The sequence below is a fragment of the Nocardiopsis synnemataformans genome (genome assembly GCF_965343085.1).
Taxonomy (GTDB): Bacteria; Actinomycetota; Actinomycetes; order Streptosporangiales; family Streptosporangiaceae; genus Nocardiopsis; species Nocardiopsis alborubida.
Genome location: NZ_CBDRFA010000153.1, coordinates 1 through 3,389, shown reverse-complemented (window position 1 = coordinate 3,389; position 3,389 = coordinate 1). Strand labels below are relative to the sequence as shown.

At 68.3% G+C, this 3,389-nt stretch carries 5 protein-coding genes; 3 read left to right on the top strand and 2 right to left on the bottom strand.

The window, feature by feature from the left end:
- Together ACSIH6_RS39125 and ACSIH6_RS39120 are read right to left on the bottom strand one after the other, a co-directional pair.
- On the bottom strand, nt 1–517 hold a 517-nt coding region (locus tag ACSIH6_RS39125; protein ID WP_435113903.1), incomplete at its 3' end, for a DUF6879 family protein.
- Entirely contained in the window at nt 501–713 is a 213-nt protein-coding gene (locus ACSIH6_RS39120; protein WP_435113901.1) for a hypothetical protein, read from the bottom strand. The genes ACSIH6_RS39120 and ACSIH6_RS39125, both read right to left, overlap by 17 nt.
- 288 nt (nt 714–1,001) lie before the next feature.
- Here ACSIH6_RS39120 and tgmA point away from each other — a divergent pair, with 288 nt between their 5' ends.
- The 3 genes from tgmA to ACSIH6_RS39105 all read left to right on the top strand — a co-directional run.
- The gene (gene tgmA, locus ACSIH6_RS39115; RefSeq protein ID WP_435113899.1) at nt 1,002–1,259 is read left to right on the top strand and encodes a putative ATP-grasp-modified RiPP; all 258 of its coding nucleotides are present in this window, start codon (nt 1,002–1,004) and stop codon (nt 1,257–1,259) included.
- Nucleotides 1,260–1,275: 16 nt separating this feature from the next.
- The gene (tgmB, locus tag ACSIH6_RS39110; RefSeq protein WP_435113897.1) at nt 1,276–2,235 is read left to right on the top strand and encodes an ATP-grasp ribosomal peptide maturase; all 960 of its coding nucleotides are present in this window, start codon (nt 1,276–1,278) and stop codon (nt 2,233–2,235) included.
- A partial coding sequence (locus tag ACSIH6_RS39105) for a methyltransferase domain-containing protein (protein WP_435113895.1) occupies nt 2,232–3,389 on the top strand: 1,158 nt, incomplete at its 3' end. The genes tgmB and ACSIH6_RS39105, both read left to right, overlap by 4 nt.

Sequence of the window (3,389 nt, the reverse complement as noted above, 5' to 3'; positions counted from 1 at the left end):
CGCCACCCTGCGACTCTACGTACGTCACGAACGGCACGCTCGCCTCGATGGCGATTCGCTTCCACTCTCGATAGGCAGCGGGGTCGTCGTCAACGAGTTCGCGGTTGATCTGCGTGCCGTCGGGTCGGTAGTTCAGGCGAACGATCCGTGCCTCGTCGAACATCCAGAAGTCGTAGTCCGGGAGCCCCAGGTCTCTGTCGGTCAGGTCGAGGACACGGATGTCCTCCCCGGCCGCGATGTTGCCCGGGATGCCCCAGGCGAACTGGTAGCGCTGGTAGTCCGTCAGCGGTTGCCGGACGATACGGACGCGTCCGACGTACTTTTCCGCTTCACGATATCCTCGCACCCTTCCGTGCCACCTGGCGTTGTGGTCTTCCGGTTTGGGTTCACCGCGAAGGAAGCGGGAGAAGCTGTCGGCCTCCCCGGGCATGGTGTAGGTGGGCTGTACTTCCAGGCGCCATGCCTCCGACGCGAAATTGTCGAAGAACGCGTTCCATTTCTCACCATCCAAGAGCATCGAATGCCTCCTGAAGCACGTGTCGCGGGATCTCCACGAGGGATTCTCCCTGGGGCGGGGCGAAGCCGGTGTAGGTGTCACCCTGGACGACGATGCTGCCGCTCTCCGACAGATACACATTGGGGCAGTTGTGGCTGTCGCACACGTTGTCACCGTCGCCACCGGTGAGGCGGGTCAGGCCGGGCTTGAGGGTCATCTACGCTCCCAGGCGCGTTCCGAAGGGGACTTCAAGCTACCGGTCTCTGTGCGTGGAGGGCCAGTGCTTCCGCAATGTATTCCCGAAGCGGAATAGTTCGGGGTGTCCTCTGGTGGCCGTTGTCTCCGCTGGAACCCGAAATTATTCGGCTTCGGGAATGCTGATGCTCTCCGGCGCTGCGTGTTCGTATGATCTTCCTGTCCGGTCCGCGAACCGCAAAACTCGCGAATCGGACTATTTTCACCTTGCTTCATGTCTTGTCCAGCAGGGAAAAGGAGTTCAGGAGAAATGGCTCTCACGTCATCCCCGGGTGTAGTCGCGACCGACGACGGGGTGTTCCGCCCGTTCGGGCTGACCCGCTGCACCGTTCCCGACCCGGAATCGGCCTACGACGTCTCTGGGATCGGCTACGACCCCGTTTCCCAGATGTCGGTACGCGACGGCCGCCCGCTCATCGACCAGCCCCTCCTGGGAACCGCCGTGCAGTGCACGGTGACCACCACAGAGGACATGCAGGCCTGGAACGACCAGGTCACGGACTCCTAGAGACTGGAGGGAGCCCATGACCGTTCTGGTTCTGACGCAACGGCTGGACCCCACCGCCGACCTGGTCATCCGAGAACTCCAGCAGCGCGGCACACCGGTCCTGCGCTGTGACCCCGGGGACTTCCCGGAATCCGTGGAGCTGGCGGCGCACGTCTCACCGGCCGGGACGGTCACGGGCACGCTGCGCTCGGGGGAGCGAGAAGTCGACCTGGAGAAGATCACCGCTGTCTACCACCGCCGACCCACCCCGCACCGGGCGCATCCTGGACTGGACCACGGGGAGGGAAGCTGGTCCGTACGCGAGGCGGCGGCCGGTTTCGGCGGGGTTCTGGCCGCACTCGACCGTCCGTGGGTGAACCACCCCGACCTCAACAGGGCCGCCGCGCACAAACCCCGCCAACTCGTCGCGGCCGCGCGTGCGGGCCTGACCGTTCCGGAAAGCCTGGTCACCAACAGCGCCGACACTGCCCAGCTCTTCGCCGGGGCACGGGGAAGAACCGTCTACAAGGCGATGACGGGAGGACCCGACACCACTGGCGCACCGGTTCGCGCAAGCGCCCTGTACACCACGCTGGTCACTCCCGACGAGATCACTTCGGGTGTGGCGCGGACGGCACACCTCTTCCAGGAATGTGTGGACAAGGCGTACGAGGTCCGGCTCACCGTGATCGGGCAGCGCCTCTTCGCCACGCGTATCGACGCCCATGGCCAGAAGGCCCGCACCGACTGGCGGTCGGACTACCGCAACCTCTCCTACCGGGCGGTCGAAGCACCGGCGGACGTCGGCCGGGCGGTCCACCGGCTGATGTCCGGCTTCCAGCTCGCCTACGGAGCGCTCGACTTCGTCGTCACCCCCGGCGGCCGGTGGGTGTTCCTCGAACTCAACCCGAACGGGCAGTGGGGATGGCTACAGCTCGCCACGGGGCAGCCCATCACCGCCGCGATCGCCGATCACCTGAGAGAAAGCAGCGCATGACACGCTCACACACGTCCGGACCGGGGTCGGAGCAGGCCGGGCACGCGGACCGGCTGGCGCGGGAACTGGAGGCCAGCGGCAGCATCCGCTCCTCCCCGTGGCGGCACGCCTTCGCCACGGTGCCGCGCCACCTGTTCGTCCCGGCCTTCCACGTGCGCACCCCGGAGGGCAGGGTGTCCTACACCGACCGGACCCCCGGCTGGCTGGAGGCGGTCTACAGCGACGCCACCCTCATCACCCGCTTCTCGCCCGAGGGCCTGGCCGTCAGCTCCTCCACCGAACCCTCGCTGATGGCCCTGATGCTGGAGAGTCTGAAGGTGGAGGACGGCATGAGGGTTCTGGAGGTGGGCACGGGGACCGGATACAACGCCTCCCTGCTGAGCGAGCGGCTCGGGTCGGCACTGGTGACGTCGGTGGACCGGGACGAGGCGCTGGTCGAGCAGGCCCGCGTGGCCCTGGCCGCCGCCGGTTACGGCCCCACCGTCGCCGTTGCGGACGGTGCTCGGGGGTACGAGCCCAATGCCCCTTACGACCGCATCCTGGCCACGTGCGGATTGGGCCGCGTCCCGGCCGCGTGGCTGGATCAACTAGCCGGGGGCGGCGTGATCCTGGCCAACGTGGGCCTGGGGCTGGCCCGGCTGCGCAAGGGCGGGGACGGCTCCGCGAGCGGGCGTTTCCTGCCCGACTCCGCCGGGTTCATGCGGCTGCGGTCCCCGTCGGCGCCGGGCCAGCCGACGGTGGCGCGGGTGCTGTCCGCCACCGCGGGCGAACCCGACCGCGTGTGCCGGGTGGACGGGGTTCCCGGCCTGGACGACCACGCCATGTCCGAGTTCCTGCTGTCCCTGCTGGTGCCGTCAGGACTCCGTGTGGTCCAGCACCGGGACGGGAGCGAGGTCCACTGCGTGCTCGACGCCGTCTCGGGGGCGTGGGTGCGGGCCGAGATCGACGAGCGGGGAAGGACCGTCGTCTCCGAGCACGGCGACTCCGCCTGGGGTGCCTTCAGCGGGTTGCTCCGCGACTGGGACGGCGCCGGTCGCCCGGGGATCGGCCGGTACGGCCTCACCGTGGCGGCCAGCGGGGAACACCTGTTGTGGCTCGACCGGCCGGACGGCGCGCACCGCTGGGAACTGGACGGGGCCCAAGCCCTCCAGGGG

Bases quoted from the DNA above. Each gene is read 5' to 3' on its own strand.
- tgmB (WP_435113897.1), top strand. From the start codon at position 1,276: ATGACCGTTCTGGTTCTGACGCAACGGCTGGACCCCACCGCCGACCTG.
- tgmA (WP_435113899.1), top strand. From the start codon at position 1,002: ATGGCTCTCACGTCATCCCCGGGTGTAGTCGCGACCGACGACGGGGTG.
- ACSIH6_RS39120 (WP_435113901.1), bottom strand. From the start codon at position 713: ATGACCCTCAAGCCCGGCCTGACCCGCCTCACCGGTGGCGACGGTGAC.